This is a genomic window from Paraburkholderia sp. BR10954 (assembly GCF_040965775.1).
GTDB lineage: Bacteria > Pseudomonadota > Gammaproteobacteria > Burkholderiales > Burkholderiaceae > Paraburkholderia > Paraburkholderia youngii.
Map to the genome: position 1 here is coordinate 1 of NZ_JBFRCK010000123.1, position 3668 is coordinate 3668.

Genomic DNA, 3668 nt, shown 5'->3' on the forward strand with positions numbered 1-3668 from the left:
CACGTCGTCTTCACGCTGCCCGCCGCCATCAGTGCGATCGCCTGGTACAACAAGCGGGTCATCTATGGCCTGCTGTTCGACATCGCCGCCGACACGCTGCGCACGATCGCCGCCGATCCCAGACACCGCGGTGCGCAGATTGGCGCCACGCTCGTGCTGCACACCTGGGGCTCAGCACTCACGCATCATCCGCACGTGCACGGCATCATCCCCGGCGGGGGACTGTCGCCCGCCGGCGAGCGCTGAATCGCCTGCCGGCCCGGCTTCTTCCTGCCGGTGCGCGTGCTCTCGCGCCTGTTCCGGCGTCGCCTCCTCGAAGCACTCCAGGCGGCTCATCACCGTGGCGACCTGCAGTTCTTCGGCGAGTACACCGGACTCGCTGATCCCGGCGCCTTTGCCCGGTGGCTCGCGCCATTACGTACCTGCGAATGGTTCGTGTACGCCAAGCGTCCCTTTGCGGGACCGGAAGCGGTGCTCGCCTACCTCTCGCGCTATACGCACCGCGTGGCGATCTCCAACCAGCGTCTGCTCGCCTTCGATGAGCACGGCGTGACGTTCCGCTGGAAGGACTACCGAGACAAGGGGCGCACCCGCTACAAGACCATGACGCTGGAGGCCGGCGAGTTCATGCGCCGCTGCTGCACGTGCTGCCCAGCGGCTTCCATCGCATCCGTCACTACGGGCTGCTCGCCAATCCGGTGCGCCGCGCCAGTCTCGCCAGGGTGCGTGAGCTGCTCGACGTCGCGCCCGAGATCGACACGCCATCCGACGACCCCATCGTCGAAACACGGGCCCCCTTCATCTGCCGGCACTGTGGCGCCCCGATGATCGTCATCGACATCCTCGAGCGCACCGCACCGATTCGCGCACCACCCATCTCGCGGGGCGCAACATGAACGCTACTGTTCCATGCTTACCAACGTCGGCTTTGCGGCAACGCGACCCACGAGCGGACGTTCGCGCCCGCCGCTTCAGACACTCCCTTCCACGCCCACTTCACCACCATCGTCGCGCGAATTCATCGCATCATCCAGGTACCAGGCCACTTCGAGCATCCCGTTTGGGCCGCCTTGCTCTAACAGGGCCGAGGATGTCGAACCATCAATCGCCATAGCCACCCGAAATTCCCACCGCCTCGGACCACTCCGCGGTTTCCTCCCTCGAGGCTTATCCGACGCCTGCCCGCAGGCGCCGCGGCACGCTCACAGCCATGTGAATAAGGGCAGGCATCGAATAACCCTAAACGTGTGCAGCCGACTGCTGGCGGGGTGGGTGTGGGCTCGGCGCCCGAATCCCATGAGTCAGGTGCCGGCCACAAGCTGACCGTCCGGTCGTCACACGCATACGCTCGGCGTCCTGAGACGGGACATGGGAGCAGTGTCCGCTAGCTGTCATTGCCCCAACCTTGAGCGGATCTCGGCGACGGACAGATCATGTTTATGTGTGGCAATTTGCCAGGTATTACCCCATTCATCTATCACCATGGCTCGCCGGTCGCCGTACGGCATGTCGGTTGGTTCCTCAATTGCGACCGCATTCGCCGCGATCGCGCGCCTGTAGGTTGAATCAGCGTCCTCGACATAGACGTAGAGAAATGCCGTGGCTGGGTCACGCAGGCCATCCCCACCGCTGACCATCAGCACGGAGTCACCAATTCTGATCTCGCCAGGTAATCCGGCTCGAAATTCACCCCGTGCCTGAAAGACCTGCTTAAGGAACGCTACTAGGTTTTCGGGATCCCGTACGATGATTCGGGGTGTGACGGTATGCCAGCCGTCAGGCTGGAAGTTAGTCATAGCGTGCGCCTCGTAACAGATATCATCGAGAATTCTCCTTTGTGTGCCCCATGTCCGCAAAGGGGTCGCCTTCGGCACACGGCATCTGGCGCCAGCCGGCCGAGCCTGTGTGGAAACTGCTTTTTGGACGGCCGAGGCGAATTGCCGATCAGGCCAATCGTGGTTTGGTAGGTCTGGCGACAGTACTAACGTCGCCAGCGGCAAGAAGGCCCCGTGAGGCCTCAGCTTCCAGCCACCCGCATCGCCTTCATCGTCCTCGCAACCCCGAGTATATTCATGACGCGCTTAACAGGCCGCGGAAATACACCCCTCCAGAAGCAACGTCTTTCGCTCGGCGCGGCTACCGCCGCGCAATTTTCTGCATTGCGAAATCTCAACGCCAATCCAGCTTGTTTTTCGACGGTTTGGGGCCTGTTTTTTCCTCACTACCGCAATCGCCGCCACTACGGGCGGACCTGTCCTAGCGAACGCATGCGCACGAGGTTGTAGGCTGCCATGTTCAACACGAACATCTGGTCGACGTTCTTGAACCCGCGCACCATCACCTGGCGCATGCACCCCACGGTCTTCGCCCACCCAAAGCCTTGTTCGATCAGCTTGCGCTTTTGCTCCGATATCGCGTACCCCGCACTGCGCGCAATCTCATCGGGCACGGCAGAACGGCGACCCGACGTGTTCTGCGCCACGTGCGGCGTGACCTTCATCTGCTGGCAAGCTTCGATGAACTCCTCTGCGTCGTAACCCTTGTCTGCGCCCAGCGTGATTTGCGCAGCCGTGTCCTTCGCTGCTTGCCGTGCATCGTTGATCATGACCTTGGCCGCTTCACGTTCGGCATGTCCGTCATGCACAACTCACCCGGGCGTTGACGACCAGTCCATGGCGGTTGTCAGTCAGCGTGTGGCCCATGTAACGCAATTCGCTGGCCGTCTTGCCTTTGCGATAAAGCCGTGCATCAGGATCGGTCTTCGACTCGTGCGTTTCGTTGCTCCGCTTGCTGCCCTTGAAGTCGCCCTTGCCGCTGCCACCGTCGTTATCGCTGTCGTCACCGTCCTTGCGCACAAAGCTCTTGTGGCCCGCCCACGCCTGGATCAGCGTGCCATCGACGCTGAAGTGCGCGCCCGACAACCAGTTCTTCTTCTGCGCGATGGATAGCACTTCGTTGAAGAATTCGACCACCGCATCGTGCCGGATTAAACGCTCGCGGTTCTTCGTGAACACCGTCGGCACCCAGACTGAATCGTCCATCGACAGACCAATAAACCACCGAAACAGCAGGTTGTATTGTGTTTGCTCCATGAGCTGACGTTCAGACCTGATGCTGTACAGCACCTGCAGCAGCATCGCCCGCAGCAGCTTCTCCGGCGCGATGCTCGGCCGGCCTCCCTTGATGTCCGCCACGTACATCCCGGCAAACACCCGATCCATCTTCGCCAGCGCGTCGTTCGCCATGACGCGGATCGAGCGCAGCGGATGCGAGCTCGGAACGAAGTCGTCCAGCTCGCGCACGGAAAACAAACTCTCGGTGAACGTGTCGGTGCCGCGCATGATCTCCTGGGGGGCGAATGAACTTCTTACATCAACGCTTTCGCTATCGACTGCGATGACTTCAATGCGAGGTATTTCCGCGGCCTGTTAATGGGTGACTTGATCGATGACCAAGAAGCTGAGTCCGGGTGTGGCAAAAGTACTCAAACGGTTGCATTACCCGCTGGACGTGATGTTGCTGTGCGTTCGATGGTACTTGACCTATCCGCTGAGCCTGCGTCATCTCGAACAGATGATGGCCGAGCGCGGGATTGCGGTCGATCATTCGACGGTTCATCGTTGGGCACTCAAACTGTTGCCGGTCCTGGAGAAGGCGTTTCGACGGTG

At 61.2% G+C, this 3668-nt stretch carries 2 protein-coding genes and 3 pseudogenes; 2 read left to right on the forward strand and 3 right to left on the reverse strand.

Annotated elements, in window-relative coordinates; genetic code table 11:
• Positions 1–896: pseudogene (locus AB4Y34_RS41055) on the forward strand (transposase); the annotation flags it as partial.
• A gap of 75 nt (positions 897–971) precedes the next feature.
• Here AB4Y34_RS41055 and AB4Y34_RS41060 read toward each other — a convergent pair.
• From AB4Y34_RS41060 to AB4Y34_RS41070, 3 genes and pseudogenes are all read right to left on the reverse strand, one after another.
• Complete coding sequence (locus AB4Y34_RS41060) at positions 972–1118, reverse strand: hypothetical protein (protein ID WP_368719220.1); 147 nt, start codon at positions 1116–1118, stop codon at positions 972–974.
• Positions 1119–1391: 273 nt separating this feature from the next.
• Positions 1392–1796, reverse strand: a complete 405-nt coding sequence (locus AB4Y34_RS41065; RefSeq protein WP_176369806.1) for a VOC family protein — start codon at positions 1794–1796, stop codon at positions 1392–1394.
• A 443-nt stretch (positions 1797–2239) separates the two neighbouring features.
• Positions 2240–3341: pseudogene (locus AB4Y34_RS41070) on the reverse strand (IS5 family transposase).
• A 106-nt stretch (positions 3342–3447) separates the two neighbouring features.
• Here AB4Y34_RS41070 and AB4Y34_RS41075 point away from each other — a divergent pair.
• Positions 3448–3668, forward strand: a pseudogene (locus AB4Y34_RS41075) (IS6 family transposase); the annotation flags it as partial.